This is a genomic window from Kitasatospora sp. NPDC004669, from assembly GCF_040609455.1.
In the GTDB taxonomy this organism is placed as follows: domain Bacteria; phylum Actinomycetota; class Actinomycetes; order Streptomycetales; family Streptomycetaceae; genus Kitasatospora.
In genome coordinates, this window is the sequence record NZ_JBEXKB010000084.1 from 16,502 (window position 1) to 31,953 (window position 15,452).

Sequence of the window (15,452 nt, forward strand, 5' to 3'; positions counted from 1 at the left end):
CGACCCGCCTGAAAGGGGACGCCGTCATGGCCACACGGATCGCCTACCGCCGGATCTACGAGGAGTCGTCGCCGCAGGACGGGCAGCGGGTGCTGGTCGACCGGATCTGGCCGCGCGGCCTGCGCAAGGAGGACGCCCACCTGGACGAGTGGCTGCGGGACGTCGCGCCGTCGACCGAACTGCGCCGCTGGTACGGACACGAGCCGAGCCGCTACACCGAGTTCCGTCGCCGCTACCTCGCCGAGCTCGGTGACGCCGAACACCGCGAGGCCGCCGCGCACCTGCGCGACCTCGCCGCCCGGGACGGCATCACGCTGCTGACCGCCACCAAGGACGTCGACCACAGCCAGGCGGCCGTACTCGCCGACTGGCTCGACGGCAAGCGGCGCGGCGCGGCCCGGTAGCCCGGCGCCCGGCTATTCGTCGCCGCGCCGGTGGTCGCCCGGTGAGGGGCCGCGCGCCCGCAGCTCGTTGAGCACCGACCATGCGACCGCCACCACCGGCACGGCCACCAGCGCGCCCAGCACCCCGGCCAGGACGGCGCCGCCGATCACCGACAGGGCGATGACCACCGGGTGGAGCCGTACGGACCAGCCGAGCACCAGCGGGTGCAGCAGATGGCCCTCGATCTGGCCGATCACGACGATCAGGGCGAGTACGAGCAGGGCGACCACCGGTCCGCGGGCGGCCAGGGCGACCAGTGCGGCGACGGCCAGTGCGATCGGGGAGCCGACCAACGGGACGAGGGCGGCGACGAACTCCAGCACCGTCAGCGGCAGGACCAGCGGCACCCGCAGCAGGGCCAGCGCGATGCCGACCAGTACGGCGTTGGTCGCCGCCACGATCAGCACGCCGCGGGTGTAGCCGGCGAAGGTGCGCCAGGCGGCCTGCCCCGCCCGCCCCCACACCGGGCGGGCCCGGGCCGGGAGCTGGTGCTGGGCCCAGGACCACATCCGGTCGCCGGAGTGCAGGAAGAACACCGAGCAGAACACCGCGAGCGCGAGCCCGGTGACCAGTTCGACGGCCCGGCTGGCGCCGCTGATCGCGGTGGTGAGCAGCGAGGAACGGTGGGAGGAGAGGAACTCGCCGAGCTTCGCCCTCAGGTCGGTGACGGTGCCGGGGCGCAGGTGGAACGGCGGTCCGGTCAGCCAGTGGTCGATCCGGCCGAGGCCGCCGCGCAGTTCGGCGCCCAGCTGGCTCCACTGGTCGGCGACGGTCGTCCCCACCAGCGCGAGGACCCCGCCGACGACCACCGCGGTGAGGACGAAGGCGAGCAGGACGGCGAGCGAGCGGGGCAGCGCCCGGGCCAGCAGGTCGACCAGCGGGCGCAGGACCGAGGTGATCACCAGCGCCAGGAACAGCGCGATCACCGGGAGCTGGAGCTCGCCGAGGACGGCGACGGCCAGGTATCCGGCCACCCCGAGCAGCCCGAGCCGCCAGACGTACCCGGTGACGGTCCGCAGGCCGGGCGGGACCCGGTCACCGGACGCGCCGCGGTCACCGGACGCGACGGTTCGGGCGCGGGGCGGTATCGTCCGGGGCCGACGGCTGCCGAGCGGCACGGGCCGCCGGGCCGGTGCGGTGCCGCTCACCCGCGCGGGTCGTCTTCTCGGGGCCGGGCCGTCCGTCGATCCCACCTCCTGCTGCGGTTCCTGGCGTTCATGGGAGCCCCTCGGGAGGTCCCGGGGGGCACCCCCTCCCAGCGTCTCCGCCCCGGCCGCCGCCCGCACACTCGGACGAAGCGGAACGAACCGGAGAAACCGTGCGTCCGCGCAGCCGTGGCGGGTACATAGACCACGTGGCGGCCGACGATGTCCGGCCGGTCGCTCACGCACCCTCCCCCCTGGGTGCCGCCCGAACGGGCAGGAGAAGCACGTGTCCACCCGTCCCACCGGAGTCCACCCCGCCGATCGGGAGACGGCCGCACCGTCCCGCCCGCCGTCCGACCTGCCGGTGCGGCCCAGCGCGGCCGAACTGCGCTCGATGGGCAAGTCCGAGGCGCGCGAGCTCAGCGACGCGCTGTTCGAGCGGTTGCACGGCCTCGCCCGGGAGACCCACGCCTACAGCTACGTGCGCGGCACGATCATCGAACTCAACATGCCGCTGGTCCGCTTCATCGCCGCCCGCTTCCGGCACCGCGCGGAGGACATGGAGGACATCCTGCAGGTCGGCACGATCGGCCTGATCAAGGCCGTCGACGGCTACGACCCGGACCGCGGCGTCGAGTTCGTCACCTACGCCATCCCCACCATCGCGGGCGAGATCAAGCGGTACTTCCGCGACACCTCCTGGCCCGTCCGGGTGCCCCGCAGCATGCAGGAGCTGCATCTGACCGTCGCCCGCGGTTCCGACCGGCTGGAGCAGGAACTCGCCCGCCTCCCGCACCCGGAGGAGATCGCCGCGGACCTCCACATCACCGTCGCGCAGGCCATCGAGGGGCTGGTCGCCGGCCGGGTCCACCGGTCCGACTCCCTGGACGCGCTGCGCGAACGCGACACCGACGAGACGGGCAGCGCGATACTGGACCGCCTCGGCGGCTGCGACCCCGGCATCGAACTCGCGGACTTCCGCACTGCCGTCCGCCCGCTGCTCGTCGAACTGCCGTGGCGCGAACAGGCCGTGCTCAAACTGCGCTTCTGGGACGGCTGGACCCAGGCGCAGATCGCCCGCCGGATCGGCGTCTCCCAGATGCACGTCTCCCGTCTGCTCACCGCCACCCTGGCCCGGCTGCGCGAGCAGTTGGAGGACCTGGACGCGCCCGGGTGGCAGGACGCGGCCTGAAGCCCCGTCAACCGCATGTGGGTTCGAGGAGAGGTCGCTCGGGCGCACTCGATATCCTGCCCGACATGATCAACTCGTATGAGGGACTTGACGATGCGGGCGTCGCGACGGCCGCGGCACAGGCCGGCGCGGACGTCGTGCGCGCCATGTACGGGCAGCGGCTCGCCCGGATCGACAAGGGCGCCGGGGACTTCGCCACCGCCGCCGACGTCGAGGCCGAGAAGGCGATCCTCGCCGTCATCCACGCCGCCCGGCCCGATGACGCCGTACTCGGCGAGGAGGGCGGGCAGCAGGGGGCCGCGGGGGCCGCGCGCCAGTGGCTGGTGGACCCCCTGTGCGGCACGCTCAACTACGCCGTCGGCAACATGCTGGTGGCCGTCAACGTCGCGCTGCGCGGCGGGGCGGCGGCGGTGGCCGACCCGTTCGGCGGCGAGGTCTTCCACACCGACGGCGACACCGCCCGGGTCCGGCGCGACGGTGCCGACACCGAGCTGGTGCCCACGGCCGCCACCCGGCTCGTGGACGTCAACCTGGACCCGCCCTTCCCCAACGCCGGGACCTTCCGGGCGGTGGACCTGCTGGCCCATCCCGGGTTCGTCGAAGGCTTCCGGCCCCGGGTCGTCTCCACCACGATCGCGCTGGCCTGGGTCGCCGCCGGAAAGCGCGCCGCCTATGTCACCGACGGCGGTGACCTGTCCGGGAGCGTCCACTTCGCCGCCGGCATCGCCCTGTGCCGGGCCGCCGGCTGCGTGGTCACCGGCATCGACGGCGGCCCGATCGGCGAAGCGGGCCGCGGCCTGGTCGTGGCCGCCGACGGCGAGACCCATGAACGGCTGATGTCCGTGATCCGCGGCCGCTGAGTCGCGGGCAGGGTGCCGGTCCGCCGGTCGTTCCGGCCGGCGGACCACGGGGGATCCACGCGTCGACGGTCAGCGGGGCCGTGAGGGCCTGGGTGAGTGACCGTGATCGCCGACTTCCAGAGCTACGAGTACCCGCTGGTCGCGGGGTGAAGAGCAAGGGAAACCTGCCCGCGCCCGACTCGATCGCCCCCGTCGCCCCCGTCGCCGACCTCGGCGACGGCAAGGACGCCCTGCAGCTCCTCCAGGATGCCGGCCTGCCGCAATAGGCCCTTTCTCCGCTCGCACACGGTGGCCGGACGCTCGCCCGCGTCCGGCCATCGGCCGCGTCCGACGGTCACGCGATCGAGACGGGCAACGCCGCCGGAAGCCAAGTCGGCGCGCAATTCGGCGACTTGAGGAGCGAACGCCGGACGGGCGCGGCATCCTGTGTTCCCAGCCCTCATGAAGTGGAGAACCGATGTCCGACGACATCGAAGGACCGGCCGGTACCCACCGGCTGCAGATACGGCGTACCAGACGTGTGTTCCACGCCATGGCCGCGGTGGCGCTGCTGATATCGGCGGCTGCTGTCGGCACCGAGGCGATGGCGGCTTCCCCGGCGGACGCCGGGCCGCCGTCCACCGCCGACCAGGAGAAGGGAATGACGGCCGGGCAGCCCTTTCGCGATCCCGCCAACGCCGACACCGACGGCGATGCCGACCGGAACCTGACGATCACCCTGGACGCGAAGCAGGCCCGGTTCGACGTCTCCGGTCGCAAGGTGTACGGCGAGTCCTACGACGGCTCCTTCGTCGCCCCCACCATCCACGCGGCACCGGGCTCGACCGTCACCGTCCACCTGGTCAACCACCTGCCGGTCGCCACCAACCTGCACTTCCACGGCCTGCACGTCTCGCCCGAGGGGTAGTCCGACGACTCCTTCCTGTGCGTCTCGCCAGGAGCATCGACCACCTACCGGCTGGCGATCCCAGCGAACCACCCGCTCGGCACGTACTGGTACCACAGCCACGCCATGGGCACCACCTGCCCCGCGCCGGGCTCCCCGGGCATGTCCGACATGGCCTTCATGCCCGGTGACGTGGAGAACCAGATCTTCACGGGCCTGTCCGGCGCCCTGGTCGTCGGCGACGACCGCACTCTGCTGCCCGAGCAACTCCGGCACATCGCCGCGCACACCGTCGTCCTGAAGGACGTCCAGCTCGACTCCGCCGGGCACATCCCGCAGAACACCGCCACCACGTCGATCAACTCCAACGACCCGACCGTGCGCCTGGTCAACGGCCAGCTGCGGCCGGTGCTGTCGATGCGGCCGAACGAGACCCAGCTGTGGCGCCTGGTCAACGCCGGAGCCGACATCTTCTACCAACTCCAGCTGGACGGCTACCACTTCACCGTCATCGGCGAGGACGGCACCCCCGTCGCGCACGTCACCAACGCGGACACCCTGCTGCTGCCCCCGGGCAAACGCTACGACGTCCTCGTCACCGCGAACGCCAACCCCGGCCAGGCCACGCTGCGCACGACCGCCTACGGCAACGGCCCCCAGGGCGACTCCTACCCGGACACGGCTCTGGCCACCGTCAAGGTCGCCGGCCACCACGAGCGCCGGATGCCGGAGGTGACCGGTGCCATGCCGACCGCGCCGGCGGACCTGTCGGCCGTCCCGATCGCCCAGCGCCGCACCCTGGACCTGTCCGAGAACGGCGACGGCACGGTGTTCTACATCAACGGCAAGCAGTTCTCCATGGACGGCTCCGTGTTCGACACCCCGGCGAAGCTCGGCACGGTCGAGGAGTGGACCATCGTCAACCACTCCGGCGAGGACCACCCCTTCCACCTGCACACCAACGCCTTCCAGGTGGTGTCCGTCAACGGCGTGGCCCAGCCCTACACCCACCGCCAGGACATCGTCCCCGTCCCGCACGCGGTCGACGGCGTGCCGGGCCAGGTCGTGATCCGGGTCGCCTTCGCCGACTACCCCGGCAAGTGGATGTTCCACTGCCACATCGCCGCCCACGAGGACCACGGCATGATGAGCTTCATCAACGTCGTCCCGTAAACCGTCCCCCACCTGCGGAGATGGCGCCGGGGTCTACCGCGGCCCCGGCGTTTCCGCCAAGCTCGGAGACCGGATCGATCATCCCGAGTCAGCAAGAGGTCAGCTTCGACCTTTTGCTGGCCCCGCTGGTCCTGTCCCGGATGCTCGTGCGGCCGATGGCACCGGAGGAGCTGATTCCCGCCTACTGGGTGTTCATGGGCGCCGCCGCCATCAGCGTGCTGGCGGGTGCTGCTCTGTTGCGACTGCCGGCGGCCGAGCGCGTGCTGCCGGCCGAGGTCACCTCCGCGCTCTGCCTCGTGCTCTGGTCCTTCGCCACCTGGTTCATTCCGTTGCTGATCGCACTCGGTGTCTGGCGATACCTGGCCCGGCATGTTCCGCTGCGCTTGGTGTCGAGTCTGTGGAGCATGGTTTTCCCCGTCGGCATGTACGGAGTCGCGACCCGGCAGTTGGGGAGCGCAATCGAGGTCTCCTGGCTCATCACGCTCGGGGCGGGCGAGACATGGCTGGCAGCAGCATTGTGGGTCGTGGTGTTCCTGGCCATGCTCGCCGCGCTGACACGCAGTCTCTGCCACACCGAAACGGCGCAATGAGCAGCGATCAACTCCCGCCCCTCGCGCTGGCTGCCAGATCCGCGCCCGAGGGGCGGCAAGACCGCCCCCGACGTGTCCGGTTCGGCACGATCGCTTACGGCACGGACGGCGCACCGCGGTACTCCGAGTGTACGGCGCCTCGTCTTCACGGATCAGGGAGGCGACGGCTCGGATGACCCATGGTGTGGCGCGGCGAGCTCACCGTCTGCCTGTTACGCCCGGGCCGGGCATGCTTGTCCCACACCACACCGAGGATTGGCGCGACACCGAAGATTGCCGTGCCGTGCCGGACCGCGCGGCGAGGCACGGCAGTGGGCGTGGTGCTTCGGCCATGACGCCTGCGGCGCGGTCGCCGCCACCCGCGCGATGCCACCTGGGCGGGCGACCCGGATGGCGGGCCACGGCCTCTCGCTGAACGATGGGGATCGGCGATGCCCGGGAGGAGGAACGCCATGCGAACCACCGAGGCGGCGGAACGGGCGTTGAAGACGCCTCGTATGGCGGCGGTGGCGGGGATTCTGTGCGCGTTGATCCTGGCCGCCGTCATCGTCCTGGTCCGCCACTTGCCCGCCGACGCGGTCGAGGGCGCCGGCTGGCTCGCGATCCCCTCCCATCGGGGCGCCCTGAACGTGGCGCTGGAGCTGGTGCCGTTCGCCGGCGTCTTCTTCCTGTGGTTCATGGGTACCATGCGGGACTATGTCGGAGCGGCTGAGGACAGGTTCTTCGCCGCGCTCTTCCTGGGCAGTGGGCTGCTGTTCGTCGCGATGCTTTTCGTGCTCGCCTCGGCGGCCAGCGGTCTGGTGGCTGCCGCCGATTCCGCCCATGCCGCCGCCGATCCCCAGTTCTGGCACTTCGGGCGGCACTTGGTCCTCGCCTTGGTCAGCGGCTATGTCACCCGCATGGCCGCCGTCTTCACCCTCTCCACCACGACGATCGGGCAGCGGCTCGGCATCTTTCCCCGCTGGCTGTGCTGGCTGGGCTTCCTCAGCGGGCTCTTCCTGATGCTCGCCGCCCGCAGCGTCCCATGGTCCGAGTTGGTGTTCCCGGCCTGGATCCTGGCCGTCAGTAGCCACATCCTGGTGGTCAGGCTCCGCCGCCGGCCGGCCTGAGCACCACCGGGCGGACCTCGACGCCATCACCGACGTCGTGCAGGCCGGGCAGGAGATCCGCTTCGAAGTCCTGGGCGTTGACCTGGAGCGTGAACAGATCGCGCTGTCACTCAAGGCCACCGCGCCGCGTCCAGCGCGAGCAGCTGCCGCCGAACCCCGACGCCGGCATCGCGGTGCAGGCGCGCCGAGGCCCGGTACACCGCCGCCGCCAACCGCGCTGCCCGACCTGACCCGGTGTCGAGCAGCGCCGCCACCCGCCCCGGGTCAGCCGGCACCAGGAACCCCGGATCCGTCAGCCACCCGTCCGCCACGGCGGATTCAACACCCATACCGCCATCCCGCTGATCACCGGACATGGTCGGCACGGTAGCCGCCCTACCGACAAAGGTCGGGATCGGTCCTGCCTGGTACGGCGAGCGACCATACGAGAGCTGCGATCACGGACGCGGCCCCGGTCACGAGGAGCGCCGCGCGCAGGCCGTTGGTGAACGGATGCAGGGTTGCCGCCAGGGTGCCGAAGACGGCGACGCCGGCGGTGGATCCGCTCTGACGGGCGGAGTTGAGCGCCGCTGCGGCGATTCCGGAGCGGTCCTTCGTGACGGTGCCGAGGGCTGGTGCTGTGGCGGCCGGGGAGATGAATCCGCAGGCCAGACCGATGATCACCATGGGGGTCAGTGCCACCTCGTAGGGTGAGCGCGGGCCGAAGGCGAGCAGGCCCCCGGCCCCGATCGCGTAGAGGCAGAACGCCGCACACATGGACCAGCGGGCGCCGAGGAACCGGGCGATGCGGTCGGAATAATAGCCGCCGAGCGCGACCGTCACCGTCATCGGCAGCAGCGCGGCACCCGCTTCCAGGGGTGAGGAGCCGCGTACCTGCTGGAAGTAGAGGCTGGTGACGAACAGCAGCCCGTAGAAGACGAACGCCGAGGTGACGGACGCGTACGTCGATGCGGCGAAGAGACGGTTGCGGAACAACGACAACGGCAGCATCGGACGCGTGGAGCGTGACTCGGCGACGAGGAAGACCACGATCGCCACCACGCCGAGCGCGATCCCCGCGAGGATGGGCGGCGAGGTCCAGCCCAGGCGCTGACCTTCGATGAGAGCACCCATGGGCGCGGCCAACGCAAGACCGCCACTGGTCAGGCCGATCAGATCCACCTGCCGCCGCACGGGCGGCAGCGGCGGGTCGGTGACGCGCCGGGCCAGCAGGAGGCCGACAAACCCGATCGGCACGTTGACGAAGAAGATGCTGCGCCAGCCGAGGACCGTCACCAGCCCTCCCCCGACCAGCGGCCCGGCCGCCATGGCGGCACCGCCCAGCGACATCCAGATCCCCACGGCTCTGGCCCGCTGTGCCGTCACGGGGTGGGCGTGGTTGATCAGCGCGAGTGCGGCGGGTACGAGCAGTGCGGCGCCGAGGCCCTGCACGATCCGTCCGGCGATCAGGACGGGCAGGCCGCCCGCGAGGCCGCAGGTGGCCGAGGCGGCGGTGAACACCAGCAGACCTGCCAGGTACGTGCGCCGGACGCCCCACCGGTCACCCAGCGTGCCACCCGTGAGCAGCAGTCCGGCGAAGGCGAGGGTGTAGGCGTCCACCACCCACTGCAGACCATCGATCCGGATCGCCAGCGAGCCGGAGATGTCGTTCAATGCGACGTTGACGATCGAGGTGTCCAACAGGACGATCACATAGCTGACACCCGTCGCAGCGAGCACCCGCCTCTGCAGTGCCGTTCGCCTGCCGGGTCGATCGGTGGTTTGTTCGGTCATGGTGTGGACGCTCGCACGGAAACAGTTCCATGGCGGTGGAACCAACGGCGCGCGAGAATCCACCCCATGACCGAGTCCCGCAGCGACGCCGAGCCCGATGTGGCCCACGTGGCCAGGATCTTCGCCGACGGCACCCGGGCGCGCATCCTGACGGCGCTGGCCGACGGGGGCAGCCTGGCGGCCGGCGCACTCGCCGACGAGGCCGGCGTCACCAGGCAGGCGGCCAGCACGCAGCTCGCGACGCTGACCGCGGCCGGAATGATCACCGTCGAACAGTCCGGCCGGCACCGCTACTACCGGCTCGCCAGTCCGCAGATCGCGCAGATCCTCGAATCCCTTGCCAGGCTCGCACCGGGCCTCTCCATCCCGAACACGCTCCGCGCGAGCACCCGCGCCGCCGCCCTGCGCAGGGGCCGCGTCTGCTACGACCACATCGCCGGCCGCCTCGGCACCGCCATCACCGACGCGCTCGTCGAACGAGACGCCCTCACCCCTGCCACCAACACCATCAGCCCCACCTCGGACCACCCGTACCGCCTCGGCAGCGCCGCGACCGCCGTCTTCGCCGAACTCGGGCTGCGCGAGGAGCATCTGACAGGCCACCAGAGCGAACCACTCCTGCGGTTCTGCCTCGACTGGAGCGAAAAACGCCATCACCTCGCCGGCCGCCTCGGCGCCGAACTGCTCACCACCTTCACCCGAGCCCACTGGGTCACCCAAGCCCCGAAGAGCCGCGCACTTCGCCTGACCGCCCTCGGCGAACAGGAACTCAACCGACGGCTCGACATGGGAACCGGAATCGAATGACATGACACGGCCGGCTCCCTGGCCGCGCCGGTTCGGCACGGCCACGGTCGCGCCGCAACGCACCTCGGCAGCGGCGACGGCCCGGGCGCCCCTCCCGTCGAACGCGAACGCGTCTTCAACCGCTTCGTGCGGCTGGACAGCAGCCGCGAACGCGCCACCGGGAGCAGCGGCCAGGGCCCGGCCAACGCCCGCGAGATCGGCCTGGCCCACCACGGCCACATCAGCATCGCCGAGAGTCCGTCCGGCGGGGCGCGGGTGATCGTGACCGCTGCCGGCTGCCCCGGCCTAGCCAGGTTTCGGCATCCCCGCGGGCGTCGAGGACCGCGCGTCGCTCCATCGCACCTCCCAGTTGGCGCCACGCTCCCGATGGAGCCGGTCGCACGGCCGGATCGAGCGGCGGGCCGTGCAACGAATGATCTCGAACAGCGGAGGGCCCCCGGCGCGGTGATCGCCGGAGGCTCGCGGGCGTCAGCCGATGGGGAAGCTGTCCGCGCCGAGGACGTTCAACAGCGCCAGCTTGTCGTAGCTGTCGGTGCCGGGCGTTGCCGTGAAGATGAGCAGGGACTGCGACTGGTCAGGGTCCTGCAGGTTCTGGCAGAACAGGTCGATGCGCCCGACCTCTGGGTGAACGAACCGTTTGGCGTCGCTCCAGTGCAGGCCGACCTCCTGCCGATCCCACAGTGACGCGAACTCCGTGCTCTGACGCAGCAGGCTCGCCACGAGACGGGCGGCCTGCGACCGGGGCCCTTCCCTCGTGGCGGCTGCCCGCAGGAGTGCGACGTTCACCCGACTGTTGAGGCCGTGATCGTCGGGGAGGTACCGCCGGCGGGCGGCCGGATCGGTGAACCAGCGGTAGGGGGCGCTGCGGGCTTCCCCGGTGTAGTGGGTCTGCTCTCCGAGCAGGGCCACGGCAGGAGGCGTCTGCAGCAAGGTCTCGCCGAGGGGACCCATGACCTGTGCCGGGGTGTCCTGCAGTCGGTCCAGGATGCGCATCAGTCCCGGGTTGACGTGCTCGCTGCGCGTCCGCCGGCGCGGTGTGCGGTGCCCGCACAGGAGGAACAGGTGATCGCGCTCGTCCGGGGTGAGGCGCAGCCCACGGGCGATGGCGGCTGCCATCTGCTGTGAGGGCTGCGGCCCGTTACCGCGTTCCAGGCGGGCGAAGTAGTCGGCCGACATGTCGCACAGTTCGGCTACCTCCTCCCGTCGCAGTCCGCGGGCGCGCCGACGCGATCCGCGGCGCAGTCCCACGTCCTCCGGTTGCAGGGCCTCCCGCCGGGCACGCAGGAAGGCACCCAGCGACGCGCGGTCCACCGTCTGCTCCACGGGCCTGCCCCCAGGGGTCGAGTGCTGTTCGGACATCGGCCCCGGCCGCGTGCCCACACCATCGTCGCAGCCGCGAGCGGACCTCAACCACTGACCGGGAGTCAGTGGTTGAGCGGGTCCTTCATCCGCGCTGCCGGTTGCCGTCCACTGGTCGTTGCGGGGCGACGCAATGCGTTTCCGCAACGACCGGGGTGCGCGGCGACCGACACCGCCGCGACCGAGACGAGAGGGGCCCCATGGCCAAGTGGACAGCCGCCGACCTGCCGGGCATGACCGGCAGGACGGTACTCATCACCGGAGCCGGCAGCGGCATCGGCCTGGTCACTGCCCGCGAGCTCGGGCGCGTCGGCGCCCGTGTCGTGCTGGGGGTGCGCAGCACGGTGAAGGGCCGACGGGCGGTCGCCGGACTGCCCGGCGACTTCGACGTCCGGTGCCTGGACGTCGCCGACCTGGGATCGGTCCGGAGCTTCGCCCAGGCGTGGACCGGCGACCTGGACGTCCTCATCAACAACGCGGGTGTCATGGACGTCCCGGCGGCGCGGACCGCGGACGGCTTCGACGTGCAGACCGCGACGAACTACACCGGCCCGTTCGTCCTGACCAACCTGCTCCTGCCGCACCTGACCGACCGCGTCGTCAGCGTGACCAGCCAGCTGCACCGGCAGTCCAGGCTGGATGTGGACGACTTCGACTGGCGCTCACGCAGGTACCACCCGATGAACGCCTACCGGGACTCCAAGCTCGCGCTCGTGCTGTTCTCCCTGGAACTGCAGCGGCGGCTGACAGCGTCGGGCAGCCCGGTCCGGTCGGTGCTCGCCCACCCCGGCATCGCCAGGACGTCCCTGGCCGCCCACTCGTCGGCGAATGTCATCAACCGCTTCGCGTTCCTGCTCAACGACCCCGAACACGGCGCCTTGCCGACCCTGTACGCCGCGACGCAGGACGTGCCCGGCAACGCATGCGTCGGCCCGGACGGCTTCGGCAGCATCAAGGGCCACCCTACGGTGCGCAGGCCGGGCAGAGCCGGTCTGGACGAGACCAAGGCCAGACAGCTGTGGCTGGCGACCAGCGCGCTGACGGGAACCGGCCGATGAACGACCTGGAAGCGGCCGACCACGCGGACACCCTCGTCCCGCACGCCTTCGCCGAGCAGACCGTCGAGCCGGATGGCCGGCGGTCGCCGGGGACGCCGGGCGCTCAGGGAAACAGCCGCCTTCCCCACCGGTCTGCGATACGGAAGGTTGGCGGGGAAGGCGGCGGATCGCCGTTCAGCCGGTGGTGAAGTAGTGGCCCTCTGCGAGGTCGGCGATCAGGCCGGGGTGGGTGGGCTCCCAGCCGAGCAGCTTGCGGGTCTCGGTGCTGTCCATCGTGATGTCGAGGCCGATGAACGGGAAGCCCTGGAAGTGGACAGCGGCCTGGTCGGCGGGGATGCTCACGGCGGGGAGGTTCGGGCGGCGGCCGATGACCTCCTCGATTTCGCGCACGGTGATGCCTTCCTCGGCCGTGGCGTAGAGCTGGGCTCCGGCCGGTGCCTTGTCCAGGGCGAGCCGGAAGCGGCGGCCGACGTCCAGGGTGTGGCCGGCGGGCCAGCGGTTGGCGCCGTCGCCGACATAGCCGGACGCCGGTGGACCGGGCGATCTTGATCAGGGTCGGTATGAAGCCGATCCGGTCGCGCGAGCTGTGGGTGACCGGCGGGATCGCGACCAGGATGCTGCGCACACCCTGGTCGGTGAAGCCGGCGATGGCGCGGGCCACGGCGGAGCGCGGGTTCGCGTCGATCACCGCGTCGCGCTTCGGGCGGCTGGTCGAAGGCGATCCGGTAGTCGCTCCTGGCGGTCCGGCTGGTCAGCGATGTCCTCGGCGGTGCGGGCCGGGCTGGTGGCGGGGCAGGAGGAGTGGTCGAGCAGGCCGTTCTCGCCGTGCGCGCGTCGGCGGGCGTACCACTTGGCCAGGCAGCGGCGGGAGATCCCGGCCTCGGCAGCGACGTGCGCGATCGGCTGGCCGGCGTCGATCCGCAGGCACAACCGCAGACGTCCCTCGGGGGTCAGCAGTGCGTTCCGGTGCCCCTGCTGTCGGCGCTCCCGGACCTGGCGGCCGCGTTCACCGGGAGCCCTGGGATCTCAGGGCTCCCGTTCGAGCGGCTGTGCGTGGCGTCAGCGTGCGAACTTTTCGATGGCTGCCGGGGTGACGGGGGTGAAGAAGTTGACGAGGTTGCCGTCGGGGTCGCGGAACAGCAGCGACCGGTTGCCCCAGGGCATCGTGGTGGGCTCGGTGACGAAGTCGGTGACGAAGCCGGTCAGGTTCTGGTGAACGCGGTCCACGTCGTCGACGAGGAACTCGGTGATCACGCTGTGGTTGTCCGCCGGGCGGGCAGAGCCCGGGGCGAACAGCGGGACCGTGCGGGTGCCGGCGATCGCGAGGGTGGCGCCCGCGGTCTTGAGTTCGGCGAAGTCCTCGGTGGCCCACGTCGCCTGCACCCCTGTGGCTCGCTCGTAGAACTCGACGAGGCGTGCGACGTCGCTGGTGATGATGCGGATCGAGACGAAGTCCATGGTGATCTCCTTGGCAGATGGAATCGCTGTACGTCGCAGGCTAGGAGAAATAGTGGACAGAATCGGTCCTCTTTTCCCGTTACGCTGTGCACATGCCTCGACCCACCGGCCGCGTACTGACACTCCTGGAGCTGCTGCAGTCGGGCGGCACCCGGACGGTGGCCGAACTCGCCGACCGGCTTGGCGTCGAAGGGCGCACCGTGCGGCGGTACGTGGACCAGCTGATCGACCTTGACGTGCCGGTGGAATCGGTGCGCGGTCGCTACGGCGGGTACCGGCTCGCCCCGGGGTACCGCTTGCCTCCGCTCATGCTCAGCGACGACGAGGCGCTGGCCGTGCTGCTCGGCCTGGTCGCCGGTCGCCGAGCGGGGTTGACGACGACGGCGCGCACGGCGAGCGAGACGGCATCGGCGAAGATCCGGCGGGTGCTGCCCAAGCACATCGCCCGCAGGCTCGACACGCTCCTGGAGGCCGTCGCCTTCACGGATCAGCCAGGTAAGTTCGACACCCCGGACGCTGAGGTCCTGCTCACCATCGCCGATGCGGTGCGCCACCGCCGACCGGTCTCGATCCGCTACATCGATCGTGACGGACGGCGCAGTGAACGCACGTTGCACGCGTACGGGGTCGTCGCCCACGCGGGCCGGTGGTACGTCACAGGCCAGGACTCCCGGATCGGCGAGGACCGAACCTTCCGGCTCGATCGCATCGCAGACGCACGAACCCTGCCCGGCTCATTCGAAGAGCCCGCAGGTCCCGATCCGGCACATCGCCTGTTGTCGGCCTTCGCCACGGCCGAGTACCGGCACGAGGTGACCTTGCGGATCCACGGGACAGTTGAGCAGATCCGCGCCCACCTTCCCGCCAGCGTCGCGAGCCTGGAGGAGCACGCGCCCGTGGCAGGCGAGCACCGGGCGACCGAGCGCTGGCTGCGCGTCGAGTTGCGGGCGGAGCGGCTCGATTGGTTGCCTCCGGTACTCGCCTCACTCGACCGGCCGTTCGTCATCGAGCGCCCCGATGAACTGCGCAACCTCGTCATCGCGCTCGCCGATCGCCTCGCGTCCTACGCCCGCCAGGCCTGACCGCGAGGAACCAAGGTTTCGAGAGTGCGACACGAGGTCGCACCAGCGAAGTAAGGACAACCAGTTGAAGGAGGTATCGATCGGCTGAACTTCGAGCCGGTATCCGGGCTCGTCCCCGCGCTCACATGCGTCGCCGGCAACGGCGGGGTGTGGAGCCGAGCGTTCAAGCCCAAAGGCGCCTCGGCCGTCGAGGAGCCACAGGCGAGGGGAAGGCTGGACGGGCGAACGCCAGTGAACCCTTGATCATGGATCGTGAAGCCCACAACGGCGCCGAGCAGGGCGATTTCCGGGCCGGACATGGCGAGCCTCCGGAGGGGCTCGGCGACGGGACGACCGCAGCCGGATTGGTAAGCCGTGCCTAAGGTTCTCCGCCGATCTTTGCCGCCGCGACGTCCGGACGCACCGGCGGCCAGGTGGCGGAGGTGCCGAGGTCGAGGACGGTGTCGGTGTGGCGGTGGATCAGCGGCAGGTCGTGGCTGATCAGGACGAGGGTGAGGCCGTGGTCGGCGCGCAGCC

16 protein-coding genes and 2 pseudogenes are annotated in these 15,452 nt (G+C 71.1%); 11 read left to right on the top strand and 7 right to left on the bottom strand.

Features of this window, described 5'->3' with window-relative positions:
* Nucleotides 1–26: 26 nt before the first annotated feature.
* The gene (locus ABZW30_RS40250; RefSeq protein WP_355676270.1) at nt 27–404 is read left to right on the top strand and encodes a DUF488 family protein; all 378 of its coding nucleotides are present in this window, start codon (nt 27–29) and stop codon (nt 402–404) included.
* A 12-nt stretch (nt 405–416) separates the two neighbouring features.
* Here ABZW30_RS40250 and ABZW30_RS40255 read toward each other — a convergent pair whose 3' ends face one another.
* Nucleotides 417–1,592 (bottom strand): AI-2E family transporter, encoded by a 1,176-nt coding sequence (locus ABZW30_RS40255; RefSeq protein WP_355676271.1) that lies wholly within the window; start codon nt 1,590–1,592, stop codon nt 417–419.
* A 283-nt stretch (nt 1,593–1,875) separates the two neighbouring features.
* On the opposite strand from ABZW30_RS40255, the gene ABZW30_RS40260 reads away from it, so the two are divergent.
* The 6 genes from ABZW30_RS40260 to ABZW30_RS40285 all read left to right on the top strand — a co-directional run bounded on the left by ABZW30_RS40260 (nt 1,876) and on the right by ABZW30_RS40285 (nt 7,399).
* The gene (locus ABZW30_RS40260; RefSeq protein WP_355676272.1) at nt 1,876–2,781 is read left to right on the top strand and encodes a SigB/SigF/SigG family RNA polymerase sigma factor; all 906 of its coding nucleotides are present in this window, start codon (nt 1,876–1,878) and stop codon (nt 2,779–2,781) included.
* A gap of 65 nt (nt 2,782–2,846) precedes the next feature.
* The gene (locus tag ABZW30_RS40265) at nt 2,847–3,641 is read left to right on the top strand and encodes an inositol monophosphatase family protein (RefSeq protein ID WP_355676273.1); all 795 of its coding nucleotides are present in this window, start codon (nt 2,847–2,849) and stop codon (nt 3,639–3,641) included.
* Nucleotides 3,642–4,098: 457 nt separating this feature from the next.
* A complete protein-coding gene (locus ABZW30_RS40270; RefSeq protein ID WP_355676274.1) occupies nt 4,099–4,548 on the top strand; it encodes a multicopper oxidase domain-containing protein in 450 nt (149 codons plus the stop codon).
* A gap of 105 nt (nt 4,549–4,653) precedes the next feature.
* Nucleotides 4,654–5,700: a multicopper oxidase family protein gene (locus ABZW30_RS40275; RefSeq protein ID WP_355676275.1), complete on the top strand. Its 1,047-nt coding sequence runs from the start codon at nt 4,654–4,656 to the stop codon at nt 5,698–5,700.
* Nucleotides 5,701–5,813: 113 nt separating this feature from the next.
* Nucleotides 5,814–6,290 carry a hypothetical protein gene (locus ABZW30_RS40280; protein ID WP_355676276.1) on the top strand — a complete coding sequence of 159 codons (477 nt, stop codon included), beginning with the start codon at nt 5,814–5,816 and terminating at the stop codon, nt 6,288–6,290.
* A gap of 452 nt (nt 6,291–6,742) precedes the next feature.
* On the top strand, nt 6,743–7,399 hold the full coding sequence (locus ABZW30_RS40285; RefSeq protein WP_355676277.1) for a hypothetical protein: 657 nt from the start codon (nt 6,743–6,745) through the stop codon (nt 7,397–7,399).
* Nucleotides 7,400–7,509: 110 nt separating this feature from the next.
* Here the strand turns inward: ABZW30_RS40285 and ABZW30_RS40290 are convergent, their stop codons facing one another.
* Both ABZW30_RS40290 and ABZW30_RS40295 read right to left on the bottom strand, forming a co-directional pair.
* Nucleotides 7,510–7,755: a hypothetical protein gene (locus ABZW30_RS40290; protein WP_355676278.1), complete on the bottom strand. Its 246-nt coding sequence runs from the start codon at nt 7,753–7,755 to the stop codon at nt 7,510–7,512.
* A 19-nt stretch (nt 7,756–7,774) separates the two neighbouring features.
* Nucleotides 7,775–9,280 (bottom strand): MFS transporter, encoded by a 1,506-nt coding sequence (locus tag ABZW30_RS40295; protein ID WP_355676279.1) that lies wholly within the window; start codon nt 9,278–9,280, stop codon nt 7,775–7,777.
* Here ABZW30_RS40295 and ABZW30_RS40300 point away from each other — a divergent pair.
* Both ABZW30_RS40300 and ABZW30_RS40305 read left to right on the top strand, forming a co-directional pair.
* Complete coding sequence (locus ABZW30_RS40300) at nt 9,239–9,979, top strand: metalloregulator ArsR/SmtB family transcription factor (RefSeq protein ID WP_355676280.1); 741 nt, start codon at nt 9,239–9,241, stop codon at nt 9,977–9,979. The two genes, ABZW30_RS40295 and ABZW30_RS40300, sit on opposite strands and share 42 nt — an antisense overlap.
* 18 nt (nt 9,980–9,997) lie before the next feature.
* Nucleotides 9,998–10,234, top strand: a pseudogene (locus ABZW30_RS40305) (ATP-binding protein); the annotation flags it as partial.
* 213 nt (nt 10,235–10,447) lie between these two features.
* Here ABZW30_RS40305 and ABZW30_RS40310 read toward each other — a convergent pair.
* Entirely contained in the window at nt 10,448–11,338 is an 891-nt protein-coding gene (locus ABZW30_RS40310; RefSeq protein WP_355676281.1) for a helix-turn-helix transcriptional regulator, read from the bottom strand.
* 200 nt (nt 11,339–11,538) lie between these two features.
* Between ABZW30_RS40310 and ABZW30_RS40315 the strand changes: the two genes are divergently transcribed.
* A complete protein-coding gene (locus ABZW30_RS40315) occupies nt 11,539–12,396 on the top strand; it encodes an SDR family NAD(P)-dependent oxidoreductase (protein ID WP_355676282.1) in 858 nt (285 codons plus the stop codon).
* Nucleotides 12,397–12,570: 174 nt separating this feature from the next.
* Here the strand turns inward: ABZW30_RS40315 and ABZW30_RS40320 are convergent, their stop codons facing one another.
* The 3 genes and pseudogenes from ABZW30_RS40320 to ABZW30_RS40330 all read right to left on the bottom strand — a co-directional run bounded on the left by ABZW30_RS40320 (nt 12,571) and on the right by ABZW30_RS40330 (nt 13,854).
* Complete coding sequence (locus ABZW30_RS40320; RefSeq protein ID WP_355676283.1) at nt 12,571–12,786, bottom strand: hypothetical protein; 216 nt, start codon at nt 12,784–12,786, stop codon at nt 12,571–12,573.
* A 366-nt stretch (nt 12,787–13,152) separates the two neighbouring features.
* Nucleotides 13,153–13,365 (bottom strand): annotated as a pseudogene (locus tag ABZW30_RS40325) (leucine zipper domain-containing protein); the annotation flags it as partial.
* A 90-nt stretch (nt 13,366–13,455) separates the two neighbouring features.
* A complete protein-coding gene (locus ABZW30_RS40330; RefSeq protein WP_355676284.1) occupies nt 13,456–13,854 on the bottom strand; it encodes a VOC family protein in 399 nt (132 codons plus the stop codon).
* Nucleotides 13,855–13,946: 92 nt separating this feature from the next.
* Between ABZW30_RS40330 and ABZW30_RS40335 the strand changes: the two genes are divergently transcribed.
* Nucleotides 13,947–14,936 carry a YafY family protein gene (locus ABZW30_RS40335; RefSeq protein WP_355676285.1) on the top strand — a complete coding sequence of 330 codons (990 nt, stop codon included), beginning with the start codon at nt 13,947–13,949 and terminating at the stop codon, nt 14,934–14,936.
* The last annotated feature ends 516 nt before the right edge of the window (nt 14,937–15,452 follow it).

What these genes read in the sequence shown, in the direction of transcription:
- ABZW30_RS40310 (WP_355676281.1), bottom strand. Translation starts at nt 11,338, where the DNA reads ATGTCCGAACAGCACTCGACCCCTGGGGGCAGGCCCGTGGAGCAGACG.
- ABZW30_RS40315 (WP_355676282.1), top strand. Translation starts at nt 11,539, where the DNA reads ATGGCCAAGTGGACAGCCGCCGACCTGCCGGGCATGACCGGCAGGACG.
- ABZW30_RS40290 (WP_355676278.1), bottom strand. Translation starts at nt 7,755, where the DNA reads ATGTCCGGTGATCAGCGGGATGGCGGTATGGGTGTTGAATCCGCCGTG.
- ABZW30_RS40330 (WP_355676284.1), bottom strand. Translation starts at nt 13,854, where the DNA reads ATGGACTTCGTCTCGATCCGCATCATCACCAGCGACGTCGCACGCCTC.
- ABZW30_RS40275 (WP_355676275.1), top strand. Translation starts at nt 4,654, where the DNA reads ATGGGCACCACCTGCCCCGCGCCGGGCTCCCCGGGCATGTCCGACATG.
- ABZW30_RS40285 (WP_355676277.1), top strand. Translation starts at nt 6,743, where the DNA reads ATGCGAACCACCGAGGCGGCGGAACGGGCGTTGAAGACGCCTCGTATG.
- ABZW30_RS40300 (WP_355676280.1), top strand. Translation starts at nt 9,239, where the DNA reads ATGACCGAGTCCCGCAGCGACGCCGAGCCCGATGTGGCCCACGTGGCC.
- ABZW30_RS40250 (WP_355676270.1), top strand. Translation starts at nt 27, where the DNA reads ATGGCCACACGGATCGCCTACCGCCGGATCTACGAGGAGTCGTCGCCG.
- ABZW30_RS40265 (WP_355676273.1), top strand. Translation starts at nt 2,847, where the DNA reads ATGATCAACTCGTATGAGGGACTTGACGATGCGGGCGTCGCGACGGCC.
- ABZW30_RS40270 (WP_355676274.1), top strand. Translation starts at nt 4,099, where the DNA reads ATGTCCGACGACATCGAAGGACCGGCCGGTACCCACCGGCTGCAGATA.
- ABZW30_RS40335 (WP_355676285.1), top strand. Translation starts at nt 13,947, where the DNA reads ATGCCTCGACCCACCGGCCGCGTACTGACACTCCTGGAGCTGCTGCAG.